The following is a 24,069-nucleotide window of genomic DNA, read 5'->3' as shown; positions in this document are numbered from 1 at the left end:
GTCAGTCCCCGGCCCGCGCGGGGCGACACGAACGGGCGTATCCCCAGGCACGCGTGTTCCCCGATCGCAAGGGCGGTAACCTCGGCACCATGGCCTCACGTACGTCCGGCACCGCCAAAAAAGCCCCGGCGAAGCCTGCGGCCAAGAAGACCGCGGCGAAGAAGCCCGCCGCCGCCAAGAGCGCCGCGGGAAGACCGCCCGCCAAGAAGGCCGCGGCGGCCAGACCCGCGCCCAGGCCCGCCCCGTCGCCGACCAGCGGTCTCTACCGCATGATCCGAGCGCTGTGGCTCGGCCTGGCGCACACCGTGGGCGCGGTGTTCCGCGGCATAGGGAACGGCGCACGCGGCCTCGACCCGGCCCACCGCAAGGACGGCCTGGCGCTCGGACTGCTCGGCCTGACCCTGGTGGTCGCGGCCGGCACCTGGTCCAACCTCCAGGGCCCGGTGGGTGACCTCGTCGAGGTGCTGGTCACCGGCGCCTTCGGCCGGCTCGACCTGCTGGTGCCCTTCCTGCTCGGCGCGATCGTCGTGCGCCTGATGCGGCACCCCGAGCAGCCCGAGGCCAACGGCCGGATCGTGATCGGCCTGTCCGCCCTCGTCATCGGCACGCTCGGCCTGGTCCACCTGGCCTGCGGCGCACCCGGCCGCGACGAGGGCGCCACCGCGCTGCGCGACGCGGGCGGCCTGATCGGCTGGGCCGCCGCCTCGCCGCTGGTCTACACCGTCGGCTCCGCCCTCGCCGTGCCGCTGCTGCTGCTCTTCACCGGCTTCGGCTTCCTCGTGGTCACCGCCACCCCGGTCAACGCCATCCCGCAGCGGCTGCGCCAGGCCGGGTCCCGGCTCGGCCTGTACGAGGCGCCGCCGGACCCCGAGGCCGTACCGCTGGAGGAGTTCTTCGAGGACGACGAGCCCGCGGGCCGCCGTGACCCCGAGGACGAGTCGCCGGTGCGCCGGGTGCCGCTGCGCTTCGGCAAGTCCGCCGCCGAGCCGTACGACGTGGACCGCGACACCGACCCCGACGAGCGGTCCGCGAACCGCTCGGCCGCCGCGATCGCCGACACCGACGCCGAGGACGAGCCCAAGCCGCGGCGCCGCCCCAAGCGGCGCACGGAGAAGCAGCCCGGCGACGGGGAAGGACCCGACGCGGTCGACGTGGCCGCCGCCGCTGCCGCCGCGCTGGACGGCGCGGTGCTGCACGGCGTGCAGCCCTCCCCCCTGGTCGCCGACCTGACCAGCCGGATCAGGAAGCCGGTACCGGCCGCGCGCGCCGAGGACGTACCGGAGCCGGAGGAGTCCGGCGGCGTCCCCGACCTCACCAAGCCGAGCCTGGAATCGACCGGTTCGCCGCTGCCGCCGCGCGCCGAGCAGCTCCAGCTCTCCGGCGACATCACCTACGCGCTGCCCTCCCTGGACCTGCTGGAGCGCGGCGGCCCCGGCCGTACGCGCAGCGCCGCCAATGACGCGGTGGTCGCCTCGCTCGGCCAGGTCTTCAAGGAGTTCAAGGTCGACGCGGTCGTCACCGGCTTCACCCGCGGCCCGACGGTCACCCGCTACGAGGTGGAGCTGGGCCCCGCGGTCAAGGTCGAGCGGATCACCGCGCTCGCCAAGAACATCGCCTACTCCGTCGCCAGCCCCGACGTACGGATCATCAGCCCGATCCCCGGCAAGTCCGCGGTCGGCATCGAGATCCCCAACAGCGACCGCGAGATGGTCAACCTCGGCGACGTGCTGCGCTCCGCCGACGCCGCGGGCGAGGACCACCCGATGACCGTCGCGCTCGGCAAGGACGTCGAGGGCGGCTATGTGATGGCCAACCTCGCCAAGATGCCGCACGTCCTGGTGGCCGGCGCCACCGGCTCCGGCAAGTCGTCCTGCATCAACTGCCTCATCACCTCGGTCATGGTCCGCGCCACCCCGGACGAGGTCCGGATGGTGCTGGTCGACCCCAAGCGCGTCGAACTGACCGCGTACGAAGGCATCCCGCACCTGATCACCCCGATCATCACCAACCCCAAGCGGGCCGCCGAGGCCCTGCAGTGGGTGGTGCGCGAGATGGACCTGCGCTACGACGACCTCGCCGCGTACGGCTTCCGGCACATCGACGACTTCAACGCCGCCGTGCGCTCCGGCAAGGCCAAGACGCCCGAGGGCAGCGAGCGCGAGCTGGCGCCGTACCCGTACCTGCTGGTGATCGTGGACGAGCTGGCCGACCTGATGATGGTCGCGCCGCGCGACGTGGAGGACTCCATCGTCCGCATCACGCAGCTCGCCCGCGCCGCCGGCATCCACCTGGTGCTGGCCACCCAGCGCCCCAGCGTCGACGTGGTGACCGGTCTGATCAAGGCCAATGTGCCCTCCCGGCTGGCCTTCGCGACCTCCTCGCTCGCCGACAGCCGGGTCATCCTCGACCAGCCGGGCGCCGAGAAGCTCATCGGCAAGGGCGACGGGCTCTTCCTGCCGATGGGCGCGAACAAGCCGATTCGTATGCAGGGCGCCTTCGTCACCGAGGACGAGGTCGCCAAGGTCGTCGACCACTGCAAGGCGCAGCTCACCCCGACCTACCGCTCCGACGTCACGGTCGGCAGCGGCCCCAAGAAGGAGATCGACGAGGAGATCGGCGACGACCTGGACCTGCTGTGCCAGGCCGCTGAGCTGGTGGTTTCCACTCAGTTCGGCTCCACCTCGATGCTCCAGCGCAAGCTGCGGGTCGGCTTCGCGAAGGCGGGCCGGCTGATGGACCTGATGGAGTCGCGCGGCATCGTCGGCCCGAGCGAGGGCTCCAAGGCGCGCGACGTCCTGGTGAAGGCCGACGAACTGGACGGCGTCATCACCGAGATCCGCGGCGGCGAGGGGTAGGGGCCGGCGCCGGATGCGTAAGTCGCGGGACGTGGGGAATGTTCTGGGGCAACCGTTTCTCCTGTTCGTACGTCAAGTTGATACAGGGGGGCCCGTACCGGCGATCCGGGCGGCAATCCTGATGGCGGACAAAAAGTGATCGTCCGGTTGCCGTCGCGTTTCACACCCCCCCTAGACTGAACTTCCAGCAGGTGGCTGCACCCTCGAAAGGCGCCCTCGTGTCCGTCGGCAACTCGCCCTCCGAAGACCGGCCTTCGGTCGGTCACGCCCTCGCCCAGGCCCGTATCGCGGCGGGGCTCTCCATCGACGAGGTCAGCACCAGCACCCGGGTGCGCGTCCCGATCGTGCAGTCGATCGAGCAGGACGACTTCTCGCGGTGCGGCGGCGACGTGTACGCGCGCGGGCATATCCGGAGCCTCGCGCGGGCCGTCGGGGTCGACCCGGAACCGCTGATCGCGCAGTACGCGGCCGAGCACCACGCCGAGAGCACCCAGGTGCCCGTCGCGCCGCTGTACGACGCGCAGAAGATCCGCTCGGAGCCGCGCCGGGCCAACTGGACGGCGGCCATGGTCGCGGCCATCGTCGCCGTCATCGGGTTCGTCGGCTTCACCGTCTTCACCGGCGGCGGCGACGGCGACAAGACCTCGGCCCAGTCGTCGCCGAGCCCCACCGCGACCACCAGCGCCCCGTCCGTCACCCAGTCGCCGCAGAGCAACGGCGCCGATCCCAAGACCGACCCCACCAACAGCGCCATCGCCGCCGCGCCGCCCGGCAAGGTCACCGTCAAGATCAGCGCCGAGAGCGGCACGAGCTGGGTCCAGGCCACCGACAGCAACGGCAGGCAGCTCTTCCAGAAGTCGCTGAAGAAGGGCGAGTCCCAGACCTTCACCGACGACAAGAAGATCAAGCTCGTGGTCGGCAACGCCGGCGCCGTGAAGCTCTTCGTCAACGGCAAGGACCTCGGCGCCGCGGGCACCGACGGCCAGGTGGTGCGGCTCACGTACACCCCGGGTGACCCGACGCAGGGCTGAAATCGCGCGTGTCCCGCCGCCCCGTGCCACCGGTCGTCCCGGCGGCGCGGGGCGGCGGCCATACGGCCGGGTACGCTGAGCGTATGCCCGAACCCCGTACCGTCGCTCTTGTCACGCTCGGCTGCGCCCGCAATGAGGTGGACTCCGAGGAACTCGCCGGCCGGCTGGCGGCGGACGGTTGGCAGCTCGTCGACGACGCCTCCGACGCCGATGTGGCGGTCGTGAACACCTGCGGCTTCGTCGAGGCGGCCAAGAAGGACTCGGTGGACGCGCTGCTGGAGGCCAACGACCTCAAGGGGCAGGCCCGCACCCAGGCCGTCGTCGCGGTGGGCTGCATGGCCGAGCGGTACGGCAAGGAACTGGCCGACGCGCTGCCCGAGGCGGACGGCGTGCTCGGCTTCGACGACTACGCGGACATCTCCGACCGGCTGCGGACCATCCTCGGCGGCGGCGTCCACGCCTCGCACACCCCGCGCGACCGGCGCAAGCTGCTGCCGATCAGTCCGGCGCAGCGGCAGTCGGCGGCGGTGGCGCTGCCCGGCCACGCGCAGGAGACGCCGGAAGCCGCGAACACCGGGCAGCCGCCCGCCGAGGACATCGTGCCGGCCGACCTGCCCGAAGGCGTCGCGCCCGCCTCGGGACCGCGCGCCCCGCTACGCCGCCGCCTGGACTCGGGACCCGTCGCCTCCGTGAAGCTCGCCTCCGGCTGCGACCGCCGCTGCACCTTCTGCGCGATCCCGTCCTTCCGCGGCTCCTTCATCTCCCGCCGCCCCTCCGACGTCCTCGGCGAGACCCGCTGGCTGGCCGGACAGGGCGTCAGGGAGGTGATGCTGGTCAGCGAGAACAACACCTCGTACGGCAAGGACCTCGGCGACATCCGGCTGCTGGAGACGCTGCTGCCGGAGCTGGCGGCGGTCGACGGCATCGAGCGGGTCCGGGTCAGCTACCTCCAGCCCGCCGAGATGCGGCCCGGTCTGATCGACGCGCTGACCGGCACCCCGGGCGTCGTCCCGTACTTCGACCTGTCCTTCCAGCACTCCGCGCCCGCCGTGCTGCGGGCGATGCGCCGCTTCGGCGACACCGACCGGTTCCTCGAACTGCTGGACACCATCAGGACCAAGGCGCCCGAGGCGGGTGTCCGCTCGAACTTCATCGTCGGCTTCCCCGGCGAGACCGAGGAGGACCTGGCGGAGCTGGAGCGCTTCCTCGGCTCGGCGCGGCTGGACGCCATCGGCGTCTTCGGCTACTCCGACGAGGACGGCACGGAGGCGGCCGGCTTCGAGGCCAAGCTCGACGAGGACGTGGTGGCCGCGCGGCTGGCCCGGGTCTCCCGGCTGGCCGAGGAGCTGACCGCGCAGCGCGCCGAGGAACGGCTCGGCTCGACGGTGCGGGTGCTGGTGGAGGCGGTGGACGAGGAGACCGGTGAGGTGACCGGCCGCGCCGACCACCAGGCGCCCGAGACCGACGGCCAGGTCGTGCTGACCGTGCCGGAGGGCGCGCGGGCGCCACTGCCGGGGACCTTCGTCCTGGCGAAGGTGACGGCGACGGAGGGCGTGGACCTGGTCGCGGAGCCGCTGGGGACTGTCGAGGACGGTGCCGGTCCCGGCGACGGGCCGGGCGCCGTCCGCGGGCTGCAGGAGGTGGGCAGATGACGGGAGCCCCCGCGTCGGCGGCGCCCGCCGCCTCGACCCCCGACCACCTCGGGGACCCGGTGCTGCCCAAGGCCGACCTGTGGAACATCGCGAATCTGCTCACGATGGCCCGCCTCGTCCTGGTCCCCGGCTTCGTGCTGCTGCTGGTGCACGGCGACGGCCACGACCCGGCCTGGCGCTCCTTCGCCTGGGCCGCCTTCGCCGTCGCCATGATCACCGATCTCTTCGACGGCGAGCTGGCCCGCCGCTACGGCCTGGTCACCGACTTCGGCAAGATCGCCGACCCGATCGCGGACAAGGCGATCATGGGCGCGGCGCTGGTCGGGCTCTCCGCGCTCGGCGACCTGCCCTGGTGGGTCACCGTCGTCATCCTCTTCCGCGAGCTGGGCATCACCGCGCTGCGTTTCTGGGTGATCAGGCACGGGGTGATCCCGGCCAGCCGCGGCGGCAAGCTCAAGACGCTCACGCAGGGGATCGCGGTCGGCATGTACGTGCTGATCCTGACCGGGCCGCTGGCCTCGGTCCGCGCCTGGATGATGGGCGTCGCGGTCGTCCTGACGGTCGTCACCGGGCTCGACTACGTACGGCAGGCCGTCGTGCTGCGGCGCGCCGGGCTGGCCGCGGAGCGGGCGGTGGCGGCCGAGGCGGGTGCCGCGACGCAGGCGGCGGGCGCGGCGGTGGAGGCGGCGACGGAGGCGGCCTCCGCGGCGGCTCCTGCATCGACCTCGGCTCCGGCGACGACCTCGACCTCGACCTCGACCTCGGCTGCGGCTCCGGCTTCAGCTCCGGCTGTGGCTCCGGCTCCCGAGGAGGCGGCTGCGGCGTCGGAGACCGGTGCCGGCACCGGGGTCGAGCGGTCCCAGGGCGTATGACGCGAGCCGCCGAGGCGCTGCGGCTGCTGGACGAGCACGGCTGGACGCTGGCCGTCGCGGAGTCCCTCACCGGCGGTCTGGTGGCCGCGGAGCTGACCGGGGTGCCCGGCGCCTCCCGCACCTTCCGCGGCTCCGTGACGGCCTACGCGACGCCGCTCAAGCACCGGCTGCTCGGCGTGGACGCCGCCCTGCTGGCCGAGCGCGGCGCCGTGGACGCCGAGGTGGCGCGGCAGATGGCCGAGGGCGTACGGGACCGGCTCGGCGCCGACTGGGGCGCCGCGACCACGGGTGTGGCCGGGCCCGACCCCCAGGACGGGCAGCCGGTGGGCACCGTGTTCGTGGCCGTCGCGGGCCCCGGGGGCGCCGAGGCCGAGGCACTCGCGCTGACCGGCGACCGGGACGGGATCCGCCGGGCGACCGTGGCCGCCGTCATCGAATTGCTGATCGTACGGCTGCGGAGCACCGGGGCGGGGAAGAGTACCGGGAACAGCGGGAAGAAGAGTCCGGGAGCGAAGGATAGGGAAGAACACGGGGGGAAGTGATGTTTGCAGCCCTGAGTGAACACGACTTCGCTCCCCGCACGGCCGGTGTCCGAGGCGGTACGGTGGGGCGAAGAGGATGCGGTTTCGCGGTCCGAGGAGGGAGCCACCGATGATCCTGCTCCGTCGCCTGCTTGGTGACGTGCTGCGTCGGCAGCGCCAGCGCCAGGGCCGCACCCTGCGTGAGGTCTCTTCGTCCGCCCGGGTCTCCCTGGGCTATCTGTCAGAGGTCGAACGGGGGCAGAAGGAAGCGTCGTCCGAGCTGCTCTCGGCGATCTGCGACGCCCTGGACGTGCCGATGTCCGAGGTGATGCGCGAGGTCAGCGACGATCTGTCGCTCGCCGAGCTGGCACAGTCGGCGGCGTCCGAGACCACTGCCGCACCGAGGCGGCCCCTGCTGGGTGCGGTCACATCCGTCACGTCCATGACGTCCACACCGGATGAACGGATCACGATCAAGGCGCCGAAGAAGTCGGCTGAAGCCGTGGACGTGGTCGCCGCCTAGCGGTTCCGTACGACGTCAGGCTCGTACCGACGGCCCCGACCGGCTCGCTCCCGGTCGGGGCCGTCGCACGTCCGGCTCCGTACGCGTTCGAACACGTCCGGCTCCGTACCCGCTCGAACACGGTCCCGTCCTTTTGCCATGTGTACGAGCCCGGGGCAGGGTAGGCGTGGAGGGTCAAGGAGGGGCGAAACGGACCTCATGGCGTCGATCCGCAGGGAGAGAACCGCAATGACTGTCGTCAAGAGCTCGCTGGCCGACCCGGACCGCAAGACGGTGGGAGACGCCCTCCAGGGCGCTCTCGTCGACCTCGTGGACCTGTCGCTGCTGGCCAAGCAAGTGCACTGGAACGTCGTCGGCCCCCGCTTCCGTTCCATCCACCTCCAGCTCGACGAGGTCGTGACCACCGCACGGACCCACTCCGACACCGTCGCCGAGCGGGCCTCCGCGATCGGCGTCACGCCCGACGGACGGGCCCGTACGGTCGCCGAGACCAGCGGCATCGACACCGTCACGGACGGCTGGGTCAAGGACACCGAGGTCGTGGAGATCATGGTCGCGGCCCTCGACGCGGTGATCGTGCGGATGCGCGAACGGATCGGGACGACCGACGAGCCGGACCCGGTCAGCCAGGACCTCCTGATCGGGATCACCGCCGACCTGGAGAAGTTCCACTGGATGTTCCAGGCCGAGAACGTGTGACGCGTGTGCGCGAATGCCGCGCGGCCGTGCCGGTGGGCGGTCCCTCTTTCGGGTGAACGTCGCCCGGGGACCGCCGGCCCGCGGCTACCGATCTTCTGGTCGGGGCAGCGCATCTGAGTACGGGAACCGCCGCGGGCGGCCTCCCGCCGTGACTTCGGGGGTCCGAAGGAGGCGGCCATGCGTGCTCTACGGAAACTCCGGTATCTGTCGTATTTGTCGAATCTGTCGTCCGTCCGGCCTGTGCCGCCGGTCGCCGTGGTGTTCGCGCTGGCCTGCGGGCTGGCGTGGTGGTGGGCGGTGCTGGGCCTGGCGATACGGCCGGACGCGGCCGGGCCGTGGCAGAGCGCGATGGCCGCGGGCGGCTGGAGTCTCGGGCTGATACCGCTGCACGCGGTGCCCGCGGTGCACCGGCGCGGGTCCCGTCGTCGGTCCCGGCGGCGCGGCCGGGGCGGTGATCCGCCGGTGGCGCCGGCGCCCGGACCGGCAGGGCCTGGACTTTCCGCCGCCGCGGTGGACGATCCGACCGGCGACGAGGGCCGGGGCGACTCAGGCGGGGCAGGAGTCCGGGGCGAGGCGGGCGGCTGAGACGAGGCGGGCGTCCGAGGCGAGGTGGGGCGTCCCGAGTCGGGGCGGGAGCACGGCCGGGAGGCCGTCAATCGCCGTGCGGGGACGGGCCCTTCTGACAGCTCGGGCACCAGTACGCGACCCGGCTGCGGTCGGCCGCGCCGTGCCGGGCGGTACGGACGGTGGTGCCGCAGCGCGGACACGGCCGGTTCGCCCGGCCGTACACCCAATGCGTACGGCCGCGTCGCGTGTCACCGGTGGTGATGTGGCCGGGGCGGGCCTTGTTCGCCTCCAGCAGCCGTTTCGCGAGCGCGACCACCTTCTCCGGCGCCCGGACCTCGCCGACCGGCGTCCAGGGCGTGACCCCGCGCAGGAAACACAGCTCGACCACGTACACATTGCCCAGCCCCGCCATCGTGCGCTGGTCCAGCAGGGCCTCGGCGATCTCGCGGCCCGGCTCGGCCGTCAGGCGCGCCAGCGCCTTCGCCGCGTCCCAGTCCGGGCCGAGCAGATCGGGCCCCAGATGGCCGACGACCTCGGCCTCCTCGGCCGTCGGCAGCAGCGCGAGGACGGGGAGGCGGTAGCCGACGGCGGTCCTGTGGTCCGTCTCCAGGACGGCCCTGATCTCGTGGGCCGGGCCACCGCGCCAGCGCTCACCGGGCGCGTAGAGGTGCCAGGAGCCCTCCATCCGCAGGTGGGAGTGGAGCGTCGCGCCGCCGTCGAGCCTGGTCAGCAGGTGTTTGCCGCGCGCGACGACTTCCAGTACGCGGCGGCCGGCGAGATCGGCGGTGGCCAGCTGCGGCACCCGCAGGTCCGCCCGCAGCAGATCGCGGCCCGCCAGCGCGTCATGCAGCCGGTGGGCCGTAAGCCAGACCGTGTCTCCCTCGGGCACCCGTCCATGATGGCCCGCGCGTGGAGCGCGGGCCAGGCCGGGGCGGGCGGCCCGAGGAGTGAGGACGCCGGATCAGGACGCTGGGCGCGGGCGGGAACCGCGGGCCGTCAGCCGAGCAGGCGGCGTTCGGTGGCGGCGGCCACCGCGCCCGCGCGCGTGTCGACGCCGAGCTTGTCGTAGATCCGGCCGAGGTGCGTCTTGACGGTGGCCTCGCTGATGAACAGCGCGCGGGCGATGTCGCGATTGCCGAGGCCGCGGGCGAGCTGGCCGAGGATGTCCCGCTCGCGGGCGGTCAGCTGCGGCCCCGGCGCCCGCATGTGCGCCATCACCCGGCCCGCGACGGGCGCCGACAGCGCGGTGCGGCCCTGCGCGGCGGAACGGATCGCGGCGAACAGCTCGTCCGGTCGCTCGGCCTTCAGCAGATAGCCGGTCGCGCCCGCCTCGATGGCGCGCGTGATGTCGGCGTCCGTGTCGTACGTGGTGAGGACGAGGACGTACGGCCCGCCGCCGGGCTCCGTGGCCGCCGCGGCGATCCGGCGGGTGGCCTCGACGCCGTCGATCCCGGCGCCGAGCTGGAGGTCCATGAGGACCACGTCCGGCCGCAGCTTCGCCGCCATCGCGACGGCCTCCTCGCCGCTGCCCGCCTCGCCCACCACCTCTATGCCGGGCGCGCTGGACAGCAGCGCCAGCAGCCCGGCCCGGACGACGGCGTGGTCGTCGCAGACCACCAGCCGGATGCCGGGAGCGGCCGCGTCGCTCGGTCCGGTGGCGGATTCGGTCATGGCGCGGCCTCCAGGGGGACGGCGGCGGACAGGACGGTGCCCTCGCCGGGAGCGGACTCGACGGTCAGCGTGCCCCCGAGCTGCCGCACCCGGGCGCGGATCGCGGGCAGCCCGTGGCCGCGGACCCCGGTGGGGGAGACCGCCGCCGGGTCGAAGCCGCGCCCGTCGTCGGACACGTCGAGCAGCACCTGGTCGTCGAGATAGGTCAGCGTGATGGTGGCATGGGCGGCCGCGGCGTGCTCCGCGGTGTTGGCGAGCGCGCCCTGGGCGATCCGCAGCAGCGCCGACCGCGTACGGTCCGGCAGCGGCACGGGCGCGCCCTCCACATGGCAGCGGACCGTGAGGCCCGGCTGCTCGGACCGGTGCGCGGCCAGCGCGCGCAAGGCGTCGTCCAGCTCCTGCCCGACCAGCGCCGCGGGTGCCAGATCGTGCACGAAGCGGCGGGCCTCTGCGAGATTCTGCTCGGCCACCGCGGTCGCGGTACGGACATGGCCGCGGGCGGTGCCGGGCTCGGTGTCCCAGATCCGGTCGGCGGCCTGGAGCAGCATGCGCTGGCTGGACAGGCCCTGGGCGAGGCTGTCGTGGATCTCCATCGACAGCCGCTGCCGTTCCGCGAGGGTGCCCTCGCGGCGCTCGGTGGCGGCCAGCTCGCGGCGGGTACGGATCAGGTCGTCGATGAGCGCCTGCTGACGGCCGGTCTGGCGGCGCATATGGACGAAGACGGCGGTCGCGAGGGTGGCGACGGCCGGCGGCAGCAGCACCAGATTGGGGTCCGTGCCGTCCGCGAGCCGCACCTCGGCGATCACGACGAGGACGGCGAGCACCGCCACCAGCGCCACGGCCGCGCGGGTGGGCAGCGATCGCAGGCCGGTGTAGATCAGCGGGACGGCGCACCACGCGAAACTCGGCGCCAGCAGCACCACGACGATCCAGCACGCGACCAGCGCGGTGAGCCGCGCCAGCTCCCAGCGGCGGGGGAGCGGCTCGCGGCGGCGGCCGGGGCGGCGGCCGGCGAACTGGAGGACCGCCAGCGCGGCGCTCAGCCCGATCACCCACGGCAGCCGGCCGCTGTCGGGATGCCGGTCGACGAAACGGATGAGGGCGCCCGCGAGCAGGACGACGAAGGCGCCGTTCATGATCGCCGCCAGCCACCAGCCGTCCGGGTCGGGGCTGGGGCCCGGCGCGTCCCGGTCCTGGCCGGGCGGCGGAGGGCTGTGCATCGGGGCTCCAGGTCGGCGGATCGGATCGGGCGGGCGCCCGCGAGGGGCGGCGCGGACGGTCGGCGGCCGGACCGGTGGGCGGACCGGCGGGCGGACCGGTGGCCGGACCGGCGGGTGGACCGGTGGGCGGCCGTCATATGCAGCCTGACCTGCCGGAACGGGCCGCGCATCAACCGATCGGATGACCCGCCCGTCGTCCATCATGCCCGCGAGCGCGATCCGTATCGGGGACCGGCGCGGCCCTGATCCGGCCCGAGGATCGATGGCAGAGGCGGGAACGCGAAGGCGGTCCCACAGATCCGAGGAGTGAATCGTCCATGAAGAAGATGTCGCCGCGTACCCGTGTCCTGACCGGTGCCGTGACCCTCGCCGCCGTGGGCGCGGCCACCTTCGGCGCGGTCTCCGCGACCGCCGCCGCTCCCGCGTCGTCCGGCAAGGGCGCTCCCGCCGCGGCCCCCGCCGCAGCGTCCGGCAAGGACACCCGGCAGGTCGACCGGCTGACCACGGCCGCCGCCACCAAGGCCGCCGAGGCCGCGCTGAACGCCGCCAACCGGGCCGGCCAGCACGTCACCGTCGCGGTCGTCGACCGGGACGGCAACACCGTGGTGACGCTGCGCGGCGACGGCGCGGGCCCGCAGTCGTACGAGTCCGCCGAGCGCAAGGCGTACACCGCCGTGTCCTGGAACGCCCCCACTTCCGAGCTGGCCAAGCGCCTGGAGCAGGCCCCGCAGCTCAAGGACATCCCCGACACGCTGTTCCTGGCCGGCGCCGTCCCGGTCACCGCCAAGGGCGGCCCGATCGCGGCGGTCGGTGTCGCGGGCGCGCCCAGCGGCGACCAGGACGAGCAGTTCGCGCGGGCGGGTGCGGCGACGCTCGACCGTTGAAGGCCGACGGGCGGGGGCATGATCACCCCGGCGCCCCCGAGGCACGACACACCGCGGACGCCCGAGAAATCGGCGAAGACCGGCCCGCGCGGGACGTCCCCGTCCCACAAGCGGGCGGGTGAAGGAGGAAGCACCGGCATGGCCGCTCTCAACACCAGGCTGCTGGACGCCGCCCACAGCGGCGACGCGGCGGCGGTGACCGCCCTGCTCGGCGCGGGCGCCGACATCGAGACGCGCGACGACCAGCAGCGCACCCCGCTGCTGCTGGCCGCGCTCGCCGACCACGTCGAGGCCGCGCGCACGCTCGTCGCGGCCGGCGCCGACCCGAACGCCCGCGACTACCGCCAGGACACCCCCTGGCTGGTCACCGGCGTGACGGGGAGCGTGGAGATGATGCGGGCCCTGCTGCCCGCGCACCCCGACCTGACGCTCACCAACCGCTACGGCGGCGTGTCCGTCATCCCCGCCTCAGAACGCGGCCACGTCGCCTATGTGCGGGCCGTGCTCGACGAGACGGACATCGACGTGAACCACGTCAACCGGCTCGGCTGGACCGCCCTCCTCGAAGCCGTGATCCTCGGCGACGGCGGCCGGGCCCACCAGGAGATCGTCGAACTCCTGCTGGCCTCGGGCGCCGACCCCGCCCTCGCCGACAAGGAAGGGGTCACCCCGCTCCAGCACGCCGAACGCCGCGGCTTCGACGCCATCGCGCGGCAACTGCGCGCGGCGGGCTGAGGCGGCGGGCCGTGTGAGAACGCCGGGCTGGGCGCGGCACCCCCAGCATCGCCCCGCACCCCGTCCCCACCGCACGGCGTCGCGCGACACCCGCGCGGCGCCGTGCCCGCGTGTTTCCGCCCGCTCCCGGTCCCTGGGTCCGGACTCCCGGTTGCTGGTCCCGGGCCGCCCGATGGCCGTGGTCCCGCCCGGCGCGCCGCGTCGCGGGGTGCCCGGTCAGCCGCCGTCCCGCAGGCGCAGGCCGCGCGGGGTGGCGTGGAAACCCGCCGCCTCCAGGGCCCGGCCGAGCGGGGAGGTGAGAGCCGACTCCCCGTTGGTCCGCTCCACCGTGAGGCGGCCGAGCGCCCCCTCGCGGACGGCCAGCGCCAGCGCGTCCGCCGCGGCCTGCAGGCGTATCTCGTCCTCGGGCCAGGCCAGCAGCGTCTTCCCGCCGCGCTCCACATAGAGCGCGGGCTCGCCGTCGACCAGGACCACCAGCGCGCCCGCCTTGCGGCCGGGCTTGTGGGTGACGCCCGCGGGCTGCTCGGGCCAGGGCAGCGCGGCGCCGTAGGCGTTCGCCGGGTCGGCCGCGGCCAGCACCACCGTACGGGCCCGGCCGGCCCGCTCCTCCTCGCGCTCCCGCGCGGTGCTCAGGGAACGCAGTCGGTCGACCGCGCCGTCCATCGCGAACTGGGCGGCGCCCAGCCCCTCCACCACATAGCCGCGTCTGGCCTGGCCCGTTTCCTCGAAGGCCGCCAGCACCCGGTAGGCGGCGGAGAATCCGCCCGTGACCCCCTCGGCCGCCACCGCGCCCCGGGTCACCACGCCGTGCCGGTCGAGCAGCGTATGGGTCAGGGCGTGCGCCCGCAGTGTGGCGTCCGGCTCCGCCGGCGGCACCAGCGCCCAGCGGCCCGCGGTGGTCGGCGGGCCCGTGCGGGACGCGGTGGCGCGCGGCGCCCGGGTCGCCAGTGAGCTGTACCGGCCGCGCGGCACCGCCCGCGGCGCCCGGTGCGCGGTGGACCCGGCCGTGCGCCCGGAACCGAGCAGCGCCCGCAGCGGCGCGAGCGTGTCATTGGTCAACCGCCCCGACCAGGCAAGATCCCATACGGCGTCGGCCAGTTGGGGATCGGTGGGGTCCTGGCCCGCGGCCCGCACCTGCTCGGCGATCTGCCGGAAGAACAGGCCGTAGCCCCCGGACAGCGCCGCCAGCACGGCTTGGTGGAGCGGGGTCAGCTCCAGCGGCTGCGGTTCGGGAAGCAGCAGCGGGGCGTTGTCCGCGAGATACAGCGACACCCAGCCGTCCTTGCCCGGCAGCGCGCCCGCCCCCGCCCACAGGATCTCGCCGGACGACGTCAACTCGTCCAGCATCGCCGGGTTGTAGCCCGTCACCCGGGACGGCAGGACGAGCTTCTCCAGCGCCGACGCGGGCACCGACGCGCCCTGCAACTGCTCCACGGCCCGCACCAGACCGTCCATACCGCGCAGACCATGGGTGCCGACGTGCTGCCACTGCGGCAGGAAGACGCCGAGCGTGGCGGGCGGCACCGGCTCCAGCTCCTCGCGCAGCGCCGCCAGTGAGCGGCGCCGCAGCCGTCGCAGCACTGTCGCGTCGCACCACTCCTGGCCCGCACCGCCCGGCCGGAATTCGCCCTGCACCATCCGGCCGGCCGCCGTCAGCCGGTGCAGCGTGCCGTCGACCACGGCGCTGCCCAGGCCGAAGCGCTCGGCCGCCTCCTTGGTGGTGAACGGCCCGTGCGTGCGCGCGTACCGGGCGAGCAGGTCGCCCAGCGGGTCCTTCACCGGTTCGGTGAACGCCACTGGCACCCCCACCGGCAGGGCCGTACCGAGCGCGTCCCGCAGCCGGCCCGCGTCCTCGACCGCCGCCCAGCGCTCCGCCCCGCCGATCCGCACCCGGATCGCCCGCCGGGCCGCCTCCAGCTCCTGCGCCCACGGCAGTTCGGCGCCCCGCGCGGTCAACTCCGCGCCGGTCAGCGGTCCGAGCACCCGCAACAGGTCCGCGACACCCTCGGCATCCTTGATCCGCCGGTCCTCGGTCAGCCACTGCAATTCGCGGTCCAACTCGGCCAGCACATCGGCGTCCAGCAGCTCCCGCAGCTCCGCCTGGCCGAGCAGCTCCGCCAGCAGCCGCGAGTCCAGCGACAGCGCCGCAGCCCGCCGCTCCGCCAGCGGAGAATCGCCCTCGTAGAGGAACTGCGCCACGTAACCGAACAGCAGCGAGCGCGCGAAGGGCGACGGCTCGGGTGTGGTGACCTCGACCAGCCGCACCCGGCGCGCCTCGATGTCGCCCATCAGCTCCACCAGGCCCGGCACGTCGAAGACGTCCTGGAGACACTCGCGGACCGCTTCGAGGACGATCGGGAAAGAGCCGAATTCCGAGGCCACCTGGAGCAGTTGCGAGGCGCGCTGACGCTGCTGCCACAGCGGGGTGCGCTTGCCCGGGTCGCGGCGCGGCAGCAGCAAGGCGCGCGCGGCGCACTCCCGGAACCGGGAGGCGAAGAGCGCGGAGCCGCCCACCTGCTCGGTGACCAACTGCTCCACTTCGCCCTTGTCGAAGGCGACATCGGCGGCGCCGACCGGAGACTGCTCGGGGTCGAACTCCGCCCCGCGCTGCACGGGATCGGCGTCCAGCAGATCGAGGCCCATCAGATCGGCGTCCGGCAGCCGCAGCACAATGCCGTCGTCGGCGTGCATCGCCTGCGCGTCCAGGCCGTACCGCTCCTGGAGCCGGGCGCCGAGCGCCAGCGCCCACGGGGCATGCACCTGCGCACCGAAGGGGGAGTGGATCACCACCCGCCAGTCGCCCAGCTCGTCACGGAACCGCTCGACCACGATCGTCCGGTCGTCCGGCACGTGCCCGCACGCCTGCCGCTGCTCGGCCAGATACGACAGCACATTGTCCGACGCCCAGGTGTCCAGGCCGGCCGAGGTCAGCCGCTGCCGGGCCGGCTCCGGCTCCAGCGCCCCCACCTCACGCAGGAACGCGCCCAGCGCGCGCCCGAGTTCGAGCGGCCGGCCGAGCTGGTCGCCCTTCCAGAACGGCAGCCGCCCGGGCACCCCGGGCGCGGGTGAGACCAGCACCCGGTCGCGGGTGATGTCCTCGATCCGCCAGGAGGTGGTGCCGAGGGTGAAGACATCGCCGACCCGCGACTCGTACACCATCTCCTCGTCCAGCTCGCCGACGCGCCCACCGCCCTTCTTCGGGTCGGCGCCCGCCAGGAACACCCCGAACAACCCGCGGTCCGGGATGGTGCCGCCCGAGGTGACGGCGAGCCGCTGCGCGCCCGGCCGGCCGGTCACCGTGTTCGCCACCCGGTCCCACACCAGGCGCGGGCGCAATTCGGCGAAGGCGTCCGACGGATAGCGGCCGGCCAGCATGTCGAGCACCGCCACATAGGCGGAGTGCGGCAGCGAGGCGAAGGGCGCCGCCCGCCGTACCAGCGCCAGCAGATCGTCCACGTCCCAGGTGTCGAGCGCGGTCATCGCCACGATCTGCTGGGCCAGGACGTCCAGCGGATTGGCGGGCACCCGCAGCGATTCGATGGCGCCCTCCCGCATCCGCTCGGTCACCACCGCGGACTGCACCAGATCACCGCGGTACTTGGGGAAGACCACGCCCGTGGAGACCGCGCCCACCTGGTGTCCGGCACGGCCGACCCGCTGGAGACCGGATGCCACCGACGGCGGCGACTCCACCTGCACCACCAGGTCGACCGCGCCCATGTCGATGCCCAGCTCCAGGCTGGAGGTCGCCACGACCGCGGGCAGCCGCCCGGCCTTCAGGTCCTCCTCGACCAGCGCCCGCTGCTCCTTGGACACCGAGCCGTGATGGGCCCTGGCCAGCACCGGCGGCGCGCCCTTGGCCGCGCCCGACTGGGCCATGACTTCAGCGGGGGAGTGCGCCTCGGGCGGCGGCTCGCCCTCGGCCCGCTCGTAGGCGATCTCATTGAGCCGGTTGCACAGCCGCTCCGCCAGCCGGCGCGAATTGGCGAAGACGATGGTGGAGCGGTGCGCCTGCACCAGGTCGGCGATCCGCTCCTCCACATGCGGCCAGATCGACGCACGCTCGGCCGGACCGGCCGCGGGCCCGGTGTGGTCGGCCACCGGCGAGCCGCCCAGCTCGCCCAGATCCTCGACCGGCACGACCACGGACAGGTCGAAGCGCTTCTGCGACGGCGGCTGGACGATGGTCACCTTGCGCTGCGGCGACAGATAGCGGGCGATCTCCTCCACCGGCCGGACCGTCGCCGACAGCCCGATCCGGCGGGCGGGCCGGTCCAGGATCTCGTCCAGCCGCTCAAGCGTCAGCGCCAGATGCGCGCCGCGCTTGGTGCCCGCCACCGCGTGCACCTCGTCCAGGATCACCGTCTCCACCCCGCTCAGCGCCTCGCGGGCCGCGGAGGTGAGCATCAGGAACAGCGACTCCGGGGTGGTGATGAGGATGTCCGGCGGTCGCGTCACCAGCGCGCGCCGCTCCGCGGGCGGGGTGTCGCCCGACCGGATGCCGACCCGTACCTCGGGCTCGGGCAGCCCGAGACGCACCGACTCCTGCCGCAGTCCGGCGAGCGGGCTGCGCAGATTGCGCTCGACGTCCACCGCGAGCGCCTTGAGCGGCGAGACGTACAGCACCCGGCAGCGGCGCCGTGCCTCGGCCGGCGGCGGGGTGCTGGCGAGCCGGTCGAGGGCGGCGAGGAAGGCGGCCAGCGTCTTGCCCGAGCCGGTCGGTGCGACGACCAGCACGTCGGAGCCCTCGGCGATCGCCGTCCACGCCCCGGCCTGGGCGTCGGTGGGCTCGCTGAACGCCCCCGTGAACCACGCGCGGGTGGCCGGGGAGAACGCGTCGAGACTGCTGCGACTGGACATGGCATCCATCCTGCCTCGCCGCACCGACAGCGCGCGGCGGCCGACGTCCCAGCCTGTGGATAACTCGCTGGACGCCCCGGTCCGCCGCCGGGTCACAATGGCCGGGTGACACCGCGCGAGCAGGCCAGATACTGGGAACACCCCGGGCTGCCCGGGGTCGACCTGCTGCGTGCCCGCTATGTCCGGCACACCTTCCCCCGGCACGCTCATGACACGTATGTGATCGCGGCGGTCACCGGCGGCGTCGAGGGCATCGGCCTGCCGGGCGGACCCGAACGGGCGGGCGCCGGCGGTGTCGTGCTGATCAACCCCGAGACCCCGCACTCCGCGTACGCCGGCGTCGAGGACGGCTGGAGCTACCGGGTGCTCTACCCCTCCCCGGCTGTCGTCGCCGCCGTGGCCGCCGAGACCCGCGCGCTGCGCGGCACCCCCTCCTTCACCGCCTCCGTCCTGGACGATCCCGCCACCGCCCGCATGATCGCCGACGTCCACCGCGCCGCCGAGCAGGACAACGCGCTGGCCGCCGACACGCTCCTGCGCCTGGTCGTGGCCCGGCTGCTCGCCCGCCACGGCGCCCCCGCGGCAGCGGGACCCGCGCCCGCGGGCGGCGCGGCCGTCGCCGCGCGCGCCCGTGACCTGCTGACCACCCGGCTGGTGGACCCGCCGAGCCTGGAGGAACTGGCCCGCGAGATCGGCACCGGTTCCTTCGCCCTGCTGCGTGCCTTCAAAGCGGCCTACGGCCTGCCGCCGCACGCCTGGCTGACCGGCGAGCGGGTCAGGGCCGCCAAACGGCTCCTCGACGCCGGCGTCACCCCCGCCGACACCGCGGCCGCTGTCGGCTTCACCGACCAGCCGCACCTCAACCGGCACTTCACCCGGATCGTCGGCGTCCCGCCCGGCGCCTACCGGCGGGAACGCAAGAACGTACAAGACCCGCCGCCGGCCGGTCCCTAGCCTCGTCCGGGTGAGCGCACCACCGATACCCACCGAATCCTCAGGACCCGCCGACGCGGCGCCCGGCGCCGACTCCGGGGGAGCGCCGTCCCGCTCGCCGCGCGCCCAGGTCGTCCGTGACGCCCTCGGCGTCGGCGTCGCGGTCGGGCTGTCCGGCTTCGCCTTCGGCGTGACCTCGGCCGGCGCCGGGCTCGGGCTCGGGCAGACCTGCGCCCTGTCCCTGCTGGTGTTCACCGGAGCCTCGCAATTCGCCCTGGTCAGCGCCCTCGGATCGGGTGGTGGCCCGTTCGCGGCGGCAGCGGGGGCCTTCTTCCTCGGCACCCGCAACGCCTTCTACGGCCTGCGGCTGTCGCAGCTTCTGCGGCTGCCCGCGGCGGTACGTCCGCTGGCCGCGCAGTGGGTCATCGACGAGACCTCGGCGGTCGCCCTGGCCCAGAAGGACCGGGCCGCCGCCCGGCTGGGCTTCACCGTCACCGGCGCCAGCCTCTATGTGCTGTGGAATCTGACCACCCTGGTCGGGGCGCTGGGCGCCTCCGCGCTCGGCGATCCCAACGCCTGGGGCCTGGACGCGGCGGGGCCTGCCGTCTTCCTGGCGCTGCTCGCCCCCATGGTCAAGGGGCGCACGGAACGCTCGGTGGCCGCGCTCGCCGTCCTGCTCGGCCTGGTGTGCCTGCCACTGCTCCCCGCCGGCGTCCCGGTGCTGATCGCCGCCCTGGCCGCGCCACTCGTCCTGGCCACCGGCCGCGCGTGGCCCGCGCGCAAGGCCGCGCCCGGCGCCGTACCGGACCAGCGGGAGCAGGACCAGCGGGAACGGCATCGGCGGGAACGGGATCAGCGGGATCAGCCCCCGCAGGAGCAGGGCCAGCAAGGGCAGGCCCGGCAGGAAGAAGACGCCCTGCCGCACCGGCGAAATGGAGAGGCAGCGCGATGAGCAGCGGAACGAGCACCTGGATCGCCGTCGTCGTGACCGCCCTCGGCTGCTACGCGGTGAAGCTCCTCGGCCTTTCCGTGCCGGCCGGGCTGCTGGAAAGGCCCCTGGTCAAACGGCTCGCCGCGCTCGTGCCGATCGCGCTCCTCGCGGCGCTCACCGCACTGCAGACCTTCGGCACGACCGGGCTGCGGCTCGCCGTGGACGCGCGCTCGGCCGGGCTCGCGGCGGCGGCCGTCGCCCTGCTGCTGCGCGCGCCCTTCCTCGTCGTGGTCGCCGCGGCCGTGGTCGTGACGGCGGCCGTGCGGGCGGTGGCCGGTTTGTGACCCGAGGTCTCAGACCGCCCGCCCGTACGCGCGCAGCGTCCGCAGCGCCTCGATCGTCACCATGGGCCGCCCCTCCAGCGCGGTGCCCGGCGCCCATTCGCGCCAGGTGACCGGCCAGCCGCCGTCGTCGGTCTGCTGCGCCGCCAGATGGTCGAGCGACCGCTCCAGCTCCGCGTCCGTGAACCACGCCCTGGCGGCCGAGTCCGGGGACGGCGCGAAGTCGTGCGCGTAATGGTGCTCGCCCGGCGCGTATCCCTCGGGCACCGCGGCCTTTTCCGCGCGCTCCGGCTCCAGCAGCACCAGCTGCTGCTCGCGCACCAGCCTCCCGAGCCGCTCCACCGCGGCCCGTGCCCGCGCCCGGTCCTGCGCGGACGCCAGGAACGCCAGCGCGGCCAGCACTTCATAAGGGTGCGTCCGCTCCATGGCGTCGATCGCCGCCCAGCAGAAGTCCGTCGACCGGAACAGCCACGCGTGCCACACCTCATTGCGGCGCAACAGCCCCACCACGGGGCCGGTGGCGAGCAGATCGCCCGGCGGATCGTCGGAAACCGGCATCCAGGGCGCGTACGGATAGCCGCGCAAGGAGGCGTCGACCGCGGGCAGCGCGCCCTCCGGCGTCGAATGCGCCGACAGATAGCGGCAGACGCGCTCGGCCCGTGCACCCCTGCACCGGTCGATCTCGTCCAGCACCCGCAGCGCGTACGCCACATGGAGCGGCTGGCTCACCGGGCCGCGCAGATCGGGTTCCAGCGCGTGCCCGTAACCGCCGTCGTCGTTGCGGTACGCGTCGAGCGCGGTCTCGACGGGGTCGCCGCCGCCGTCGAGGAAGTGGAAGGCGAATCTGCGCTGTTCGAGCACCCTGGCGGTGAGCCACACGAATTGTTCGGCACGACCTAGCGTGGTTGCTGGCATGCGCGCACCCTAGGGCGTGCCCGGCCGCCTGCAAACGGCCGCGCCCGGGAGCCACCCGGCTGTGTGACGGTGTGCCCGCCGGCGCGGGATACTGGCGGTCATGCGGTTGACGATTTTCTGGGAGCGGATGCGCGCGCATTTCGGCGACTCCTACGCGGACTCCTTCGCACGTGACTATGTGATGGCCGAACTGGGCGGCCGTACGGTGCTCCAGGCGCTGGACGAGGGCTGGGAGGCCAAGGACGTCTGGCGCGCGGTGTGCACCGCGATGGACGTGCCCGCCGCCAACCGCTGACCAATACGCGGGCAGGCGCCGACCAACAGGGCGGGCACTGAACCAATAGGGCGACCGCCGCCGGGCCCGCGAACGGGTGGATACCGGGACTTCGCGCCGCAAAAGGTCAGACTTGGCCCGTGGCAGGAACCGACGACACCCCAGCACCGGCCGCGCCCCCGCCGCCCTCCCGGGCCCGGATGCCGCGCTGGCTCCCGCGCGCGCTGGTCCTCACCCTGGCCCTGGTCGCCTGCTACCAGTTCGCGCACTGGGTCTTCGACCGGCTCGTCGGCCTGCTGGTCAACATCCTGATCTCGTTCTTCTGCGCGCTGGCCATCGAGCCCGCCGTCGACTGGATGGCCAGGCGCCGGGTCCGCCGCGGCCTGGCCACCGGCGTGGTGATCATCGTGGTCCTGGCCGCCGCCGGGCTCTTCCTGCTGGCCCTCGGCTCGCTGCTCATCGACCAGATCCGCACCATCGTGCGCGACTTCCCGAACTACGTGGACGACGTCGTCGTCTGGCTGAACGACCACTTCCACACCAAGCTCGAAACCGACAATCTCCGCGACAACGTCCTGCACTCCGACTGGGCGCGCACCTATCTGGCGAACGGCGCGAGCAGCGTGTGGGGGCTGTCCGCCACCGTCATCGGCACGGTCTTCCAGCTCTTCACCGTGCTGCTGTTCACCTTCTACTTCGCCGCCGACGGACCGCGGCTGCGCCGCGCGCTCTGCTCGGTGCTGCCGCCCGCCCACCAGGCGGAAGTGCTGCGCGCCTGGGAGATCGCGGTCGCCAAGACCGGCGGATACCTCTACTCGCGGGCCCTGATGGCGCTGATCTCCGGCATCGCGCACTACGTCCTGCTCCAGGTGCTCGGTGTGCCGTACGCGCCCGCGCTGGCCGTCTGGGTGGGGCTGGTCTCGCAGTTCATCCCGACCGTCGGCACCTATCTGGCGGGCGCGCTGCCGGTGCTGATCGCCTTCGCCGAGGACCCGTGGGACGCGCTGTGGGTGCTGTGCTTCGTCGTGGTCTACCAGCAGTTCGAGAACTACATGCTCCAGCCGCGGATCACCGCGCGCACCGTCGACATCCATCCGGCGGTCGCCTTCGGCTCGGTCATCGCGGGCACGGCGCTGCTGGGCGCGGTCGGCGCCCTCATCGCGATCCCGGCGACCGCCACCCTCCAGGGATTCCTCGCGGCCTACGTGCGCCGCTACGACGTGACGGACTCCCGGCTGGTCTGACAACCGGCCGCGCGCCCCGGCGGGTCGCTTGACACGAAAATCGAACATCCATTCATATGGCTTGTGCGGGGTGGATTTCCGTGGCGACGACGTACGTTTCCGCCGGAGTTATCCACAGCACGGGGCGACGGCCGGGCGCGTTGTCAGTGCCAGGCGCTAGCGTCGTGGACGTGAAGCGATCGAACCAGACATCCCGGGTGGAGCCCATGGCAGGAAACGACCGCGAGAAGGCGCTCGACGCCGCACTCGCGCAGATTGAACGGCAGTTCGGCAAGGGCGCGGTCATGCGCCTTGGCGACCGGCCGAACGACCCCATCGAGGTCATCCCCACCGGATCGACCGCTCTCGACGTGGCCCTCGGCGTCGGCGGACTGCCGCGCGGCCGTGTGGTGGAGGTCTACGGACCTGAGTCCTCCGGAAAGACCACCCTCACCCTGCACGCGGTGGCGAACGCCCAGCGGGCCGGCGGTGTGGTGGCGTTCGTGGACGCCGAGCACGCCCTCGACCCCGACTACGCCAAGGCCCTCGGCGTCGACACGGACAATCTCATCCTGTCCCAGCCGGACACCGGCGAGCAGGCGCTGGAGATCGTCGACATGCTGGTCCGCTCCGGCGCCCTCGACCTCATCATCATCGACTCCGTGGCAGCCCTCGTGCCGCGGGCCGAGATCGAGGGCGAGATGGGCGACTCGCACGTGGGTCTCCAGGCCCGGCTGATGAGCCAGGCACTGCGCAAGATCACCAGCGCGCTCAACCAGACGAAGACCACCGCCATCTTCATCAACCAGCTCCGCGAGAAGATCGGTGTGATGTTCGGCTCGCCGGAGACCACCACCGGTGGCCGCGCGCTGAAGTTCTACGCCTCCGTCCGGCTCGACATCCGCCGGATCGAGACGCTCAAGGACGGCACCGAGGCGGTCGGCAACCGCACCCGCGTCAAGGTCGTCAAGAACAAGGTCGCGCCGCCGTTCAAGCAGGCCGAGTTCGACATCCTCTACGGCCAGGGCATCAGCCGCGAGGGCGGTCTCATCGACATGGGCGTCGAGCACGGCTTCGTCCGCAAGTCCGGCGCCTGGTACACGTACGAGGGCGACCAGCTCGGTCAGGGCAAGGAAAACGCGCGCAATTTCCTGAAGGACAACCCCGACCTGGCGGACGAGATCGAGAAGAAGATCAAGGAGAAGCTCGGCGTCGGGGTGCAGAAGACCGACGCGCCCGGCACCGAGCCGGGTGCGGACGCGGCCGGATCCGCGGCGGCCAAGGCCGACGCGCCCAAGGCCGAGGTCCCGGCGCCCAAGGGCGCGAAGGCGACCAAGGCGACCGCCGCCAAGGCCTGACGCC

At 73.5% G+C, this 24,069-nt stretch carries 21 protein-coding genes; 16 read left to right on the top strand and 5 right to left on the bottom strand.

Going from position 1 to position 24,069, the window contains the following annotated elements:
• Positions 1-89: 89 nt before the first annotated feature.
• From BM076_RS13145 to BM076_RS36585, 8 genes are all read left to right on the top strand, one after another.
• A complete protein-coding gene (locus tag BM076_RS13145) occupies positions 90-2,855 on the top strand; it encodes an FtsK/SpoIIIE family DNA translocase (protein ID WP_093713689.1) in 2,766 nt (921 codons plus the stop codon).
• Between the two features lie 218 nt (positions 2,856-3,073).
• Positions 3,074-3,886, top strand: coding sequence for a helix-turn-helix domain-containing protein (locus tag BM076_RS13140; RefSeq protein WP_093713640.1), 813 nt, complete (start codon positions 3,074-3,076; stop codon positions 3,884-3,886).
• An 83-nt stretch (positions 3,887-3,969) separates the two neighbouring features.
• On the top strand, positions 3,970-5,538 hold the full coding sequence (rimO, locus tag BM076_RS13135) for a 30S ribosomal protein S12 methylthiotransferase RimO (RefSeq protein ID WP_093713639.1): 1,569 nt from the start codon (positions 3,970-3,972) through the stop codon (positions 5,536-5,538).
• The gene (gene pgsA, locus BM076_RS13130; protein ID WP_093713638.1) at positions 5,535-6,410 is read left to right on the top strand and encodes a CDP-diacylglycerol--glycerol-3-phosphate 3-phosphatidyltransferase; all 876 of its coding nucleotides are present in this window, start codon (positions 5,535-5,537) and stop codon (positions 6,408-6,410) included. Before rimO ends, pgsA begins: the two co-directional genes overlap by 4 nt.
• The gene (locus BM076_RS13125) at positions 6,407-6,952 is read left to right on the top strand and encodes a CinA family protein (protein WP_093713637.1); all 546 of its coding nucleotides are present in this window, start codon (positions 6,407-6,409) and stop codon (positions 6,950-6,952) included. Before pgsA ends, BM076_RS13125 begins: the two co-directional genes overlap by 4 nt.
• 109 nt (positions 6,953-7,061) lie before the next feature.
• Positions 7,062-7,454 carry a helix-turn-helix domain-containing protein gene (locus BM076_RS13120; RefSeq protein ID WP_093713636.1) on the top strand — a complete coding sequence of 131 codons (393 nt, stop codon included), beginning with the start codon at positions 7,062-7,064 and terminating at the stop codon, positions 7,452-7,454.
• Positions 7,455-7,682: 228 nt separating this feature from the next.
• The gene (locus BM076_RS13115) at positions 7,683-8,153 is read left to right on the top strand and encodes a Dps family protein (RefSeq protein WP_093713635.1); all 471 of its coding nucleotides are present in this window, start codon (positions 7,683-7,685) and stop codon (positions 8,151-8,153) included.
• 177 nt (positions 8,154-8,330) lie between these two features.
• A complete protein-coding gene (locus BM076_RS36585) occupies positions 8,331-8,738 on the top strand; it encodes a hypothetical protein (RefSeq protein WP_177246430.1) in 408 nt (135 codons plus the stop codon).
• A gap of 67 nt (positions 8,739-8,805) precedes the next feature.
• Here BM076_RS36585 and BM076_RS13105 read toward each other — a convergent pair whose 3' ends face one another.
• From BM076_RS13105 to BM076_RS13095, 3 genes are all read right to left on the bottom strand, one after another.
• On the bottom strand, positions 8,806-9,609 hold the full coding sequence (locus BM076_RS13105; RefSeq protein WP_093713634.1) for an Fpg/Nei family DNA glycosylase: 804 nt from the start codon (positions 9,607-9,609) through the stop codon (positions 8,806-8,808).
• Positions 9,610-9,716: 107 nt separating this feature from the next.
• On the bottom strand, positions 9,717-10,391 hold the full coding sequence (locus BM076_RS13100) for a response regulator (RefSeq protein ID WP_093713633.1): 675 nt from the start codon (positions 10,389-10,391) through the stop codon (positions 9,717-9,719).
• Positions 10,388-11,611, bottom strand: a complete 1,224-nt coding sequence (locus BM076_RS13095; protein WP_093713632.1) for a sensor histidine kinase — start codon at positions 11,609-11,611, stop codon at positions 10,388-10,390. The genes BM076_RS13100 and BM076_RS13095 overlap by 4 nt, the downstream gene beginning before the upstream one ends.
• Positions 11,612-11,928: 317 nt before the next feature.
• Here BM076_RS13095 and BM076_RS13090 point away from each other — a divergent pair, with 317 nt between their 5' ends.
• On the top strand, positions 11,929-12,495 hold the full coding sequence (locus tag BM076_RS13090; protein WP_093713631.1) for a GlcG/HbpS family heme-binding protein: 567 nt from the start codon (positions 11,929-11,931) through the stop codon (positions 12,493-12,495).
• Positions 12,496-12,633: 138 nt separating this feature from the next.
• Positions 12,634-13,230 carry an ankyrin repeat domain-containing protein gene (locus BM076_RS13085; RefSeq protein ID WP_093713630.1) on the top strand — a complete coding sequence of 199 codons (597 nt, stop codon included), beginning with the start codon at positions 12,634-12,636 and terminating at the stop codon, positions 13,228-13,230.
• A gap of 216 nt (positions 13,231-13,446) precedes the next feature.
• On the opposite strand, the gene BM076_RS13080 is transcribed toward BM076_RS13085, so the two are convergent.
• A complete protein-coding gene (locus BM076_RS13080; RefSeq protein ID WP_407640651.1) occupies positions 13,447-18,090 on the bottom strand; it encodes an ATP-dependent helicase in 4,644 nt (1,547 codons plus the stop codon).
• A 105-nt stretch (positions 18,091-18,195) separates the two neighbouring features.
• Here BM076_RS13080 and BM076_RS13075 point away from each other — a divergent pair, with 105 nt between their 5' ends.
• Genes BM076_RS13075 through BM076_RS13065 form a run of 3 tightly spaced genes read left to right on the top strand, consistent with a single transcriptional unit; the run spans position 18,196 to position 20,298 of the window.
• Positions 18,196-19,044, top strand: coding sequence for an AraC family transcriptional regulator (locus BM076_RS13075; RefSeq protein ID WP_093713628.1), 849 nt, complete (start codon positions 18,196-18,198; stop codon positions 19,042-19,044).
• Positions 19,045-19,069: 25 nt separating this feature from the next.
• On the top strand, positions 19,070-19,975 hold the full coding sequence (locus BM076_RS13070; RefSeq protein ID WP_093713688.1) for an AzlC family ABC transporter permease: 906 nt from the start codon (positions 19,070-19,072) through the stop codon (positions 19,973-19,975).
• On the top strand, positions 19,972-20,298 hold the full coding sequence (locus BM076_RS13065; RefSeq protein WP_093713627.1) for an AzlD domain-containing protein: 327 nt from the start codon (positions 19,972-19,974) through the stop codon (positions 20,296-20,298). Before BM076_RS13070 ends, BM076_RS13065 begins: the two co-directional genes overlap by 4 nt.
• 9 nt (positions 20,299-20,307) lie before the next feature.
• Here BM076_RS13065 and BM076_RS13060 read toward each other — a convergent pair whose 3' ends face one another.
• On the bottom strand, positions 20,308-21,210 hold the full coding sequence (locus tag BM076_RS13060) for a hypothetical protein (protein ID WP_093713626.1): 903 nt from the start codon (positions 21,208-21,210) through the stop codon (positions 20,308-20,310).
• Positions 21,211-21,310: 100 nt separating this feature from the next.
• Here BM076_RS13060 and BM076_RS13055 point away from each other — a divergent pair, with 100 nt between their 5' ends.
• From BM076_RS13055 to recA, 3 genes are all read left to right on the top strand, one after another.
• Entirely contained in the window at positions 21,311-21,505 is a 195-nt protein-coding gene (locus BM076_RS13055; RefSeq protein ID WP_093713625.1) for a DUF3046 domain-containing protein, read from the top strand.
• A gap of 119 nt (positions 21,506-21,624) precedes the next feature.
• Positions 21,625-22,728 carry an AI-2E family transporter gene (locus tag BM076_RS13050; protein WP_407640650.1) on the top strand — a complete coding sequence of 368 codons (1,104 nt, stop codon included), beginning with the start codon at positions 21,625-21,627 and terminating at the stop codon, positions 22,726-22,728.
• Between the two features lie 206 nt (positions 22,729-22,934).
• Entirely contained in the window at positions 22,935-24,065 is a 1,131-nt protein-coding gene (recA, locus tag BM076_RS13045; protein WP_093713624.1) for a recombinase RecA, read from the top strand.
• Positions 24,066-24,069 lie beyond the last annotated feature (4 nt).

The organism is Actinacidiphila alni (assembly GCF_900112845.1).
In the GTDB taxonomy this organism is placed as follows: domain Bacteria; phylum Actinomycetota; class Actinomycetes; order Streptomycetales; family Streptomycetaceae; genus Actinacidiphila; species Actinacidiphila alni.
Note: the sequence above shows the minus strand (reverse complement) of the source record. Positions and strands in the feature narration are given on the sequence as shown.

Coding starts and splice junctions, on each gene's coding strand:
- BM076_RS13145 (WP_093713689.1), top strand. CDS start 90: ATGGCCTCACGTACGTCCGGCACCGCCAAAAAAGCCCCGGCGAAGCCT.
- rimO (WP_093713639.1), top strand. CDS start 3,970: ATGCCCGAACCCCGTACCGTCGCTCTTGTCACGCTCGGCTGCGCCCGC.
- pgsA (WP_093713638.1), top strand. CDS start 5,535: ATGACGGGAGCCCCCGCGTCGGCGGCGCCCGCCGCCTCGACCCCCGAC.
- BM076_RS13125 (WP_093713637.1), top strand. CDS start 6,407: ATGACGCGAGCCGCCGAGGCGCTGCGGCTGCTGGACGAGCACGGCTGG.
- BM076_RS13120 (WP_093713636.1), top strand. CDS start 7,062: ATGATCCTGCTCCGTCGCCTGCTTGGTGACGTGCTGCGTCGGCAGCGC.
- BM076_RS13115 (WP_093713635.1), top strand. CDS start 7,683: ATGACTGTCGTCAAGAGCTCGCTGGCCGACCCGGACCGCAAGACGGTG.
- BM076_RS36585 (WP_177246430.1), top strand. CDS start 8,331: ATGCGTGCTCTACGGAAACTCCGGTATCTGTCGTATTTGTCGAATCTG.
- BM076_RS13100 (WP_093713633.1), bottom strand. CDS start 10,391: ATGACCGAATCCGCCACCGGACCGAGCGACGCGGCCGCTCCCGGCATC.
- BM076_RS13095 (WP_093713632.1), bottom strand. CDS start 11,611: ATGCACAGCCCTCCGCCGCCCGGCCAGGACCGGGACGCGCCGGGCCCC.
- BM076_RS13090 (WP_093713631.1), top strand. CDS start 11,929: ATGAAGAAGATGTCGCCGCGTACCCGTGTCCTGACCGGTGCCGTGACC.
- BM076_RS13085 (WP_093713630.1), top strand. CDS start 12,634: ATGGCCGCTCTCAACACCAGGCTGCTGGACGCCGCCCACAGCGGCGAC.
- BM076_RS13080 (WP_407640651.1), bottom strand. CDS start 18,090: ATGTCCAGTCGCAGCAGTCTCGACGCGTTCTCCCCGGCCACCCGCGCG.
- BM076_RS13065 (WP_093713627.1), top strand. CDS start 19,972: ATGAGCAGCGGAACGAGCACCTGGATCGCCGTCGTCGTGACCGCCCTC.
- BM076_RS13060 (WP_093713626.1), bottom strand. CDS start 21,210: ATGCCAGCAACCACGCTAGGTCGTGCCGAACAATTCGTGTGGCTCACC.
- BM076_RS13055 (WP_093713625.1), top strand. CDS start 21,311: ATGCGGTTGACGATTTTCTGGGAGCGGATGCGCGCGCATTTCGGCGAC.
- recA (WP_093713624.1), top strand. CDS start 22,935: ATGGCAGGAAACGACCGCGAGAAGGCGCTCGACGCCGCACTCGCGCAG.